Raw genomic sequence first — 1,062 nt, 5'->3', positions numbered from 1 at the left:
CTTGCAGGTTCAAGTCCTGCCAATCGTAAAGATTAGGGTGCCAACCCTAGGAAAAATATTAGAATAATATTTTTCCATGGAGTAAATAATTCCCGGGCGGCGAAGCCGCCCGTAAAATTTTGGCGTACGGTGCCGCAAAATTTTAAAGCGACCCCGTTTTTTTAAAACGGGGTCTATGAAATTATTTAATCCTGGGCCTAAGGAACTTGTCCGCGGGATCCAAAACTTATAATAAATTTTTATAAATTAAGTTCGTAAAACTTAATTTATATCACTTTTGGTGAAAAATTTATATTCGGGGCAGTAGCTTAATTGGTAGAGTCCTTACTTGTCACGTAAGTGAATGTCGATTCGAATTCGACCTGCCTCGGCTTCGCGTTATCTAACCCATGAAGTGAGATAACGCAATATCTAGATAATTATATATAATTATCTTATAATAAAATAAAGGGTATAATATTATTTTTGCAAGTGGCGAGACTCGAACTCGCAGTAGTCTACTTGGAAGGTAGGGGCATTAGCCAATTATGCTACACTTGCTTTCTTTTATTTAAATTAATATATTTATATGTCGGACCAAAACAAAACCGCGTAACAATCGCAGCAATAAAAACAAAAGCCCTGAGGAAAAACTTAACTCGGAACCCCGCTTTAAAATTTTGCGGCACCGTACGCCAAAATTTTATGGGCATACCATGCCGCCGGCCGAGGCCTCCCTTTTTATAAATATTACTTATATGTCATATTTATAAGTAATAAATATGCGTTTTAGGACCAAGCTATGGCTTGAAACTATGAAACGCATTTAATTAAATGCGTTTCTAGAAAAGCCCTACAGGTTTATTCTTGAAACGCGTCACGACGCGTTTCTAGCGGGGCCCCCAGAGGGGGCCTTCCGCAGGAAACGCTTATTAGAAATAAGCGTTTCTAGCTTAATTGGTAGAGTACAGGATTTCGGCTCTTGTTGGTAGAGGTTCAACTCCTCTGAAACGCTAAATATCTCGGGGCGGCTCGCCGCCCTTGGCCCACGGGTCAGGGCCGAGCCCTGACCCGGGGCTTTAG

3 tRNA genes are annotated in these 1,062 nt (G+C 41.1%); 2 read left to right on the top strand and 1 reads right to left on the bottom strand.

From position 1 onward, the window contains the following. Positions 1-297: 297 nt before the first annotated feature. A tRNA-Asp gene (locus tag ACYVJS_RS16280) sits at positions 298-370 on the top strand. A gap of 96 nt (positions 371-466) precedes the next feature. On the opposite strand, the gene ACYVJS_RS16275 is transcribed toward ACYVJS_RS16280, so the two are convergent. Continuing rightward, positions 467-540, bottom strand: a tRNA-Gly gene (locus ACYVJS_RS16275). A gap of 381 nt (positions 541-921) precedes the next feature. On the opposite strand from ACYVJS_RS16275, the gene ACYVJS_RS16270 reads away from it, so the two are divergent. After that, positions 922-994: transfer RNA gene (locus ACYVJS_RS16270), tRNA-Arg, on the top strand. Positions 995-1,062: the final 68 nt, after the last annotated feature.

This window comes from Microbacterium neimengense (genome assembly GCF_054782995.1).
This window is presented reverse-complemented; position numbering and strand designations above follow the sequence as displayed.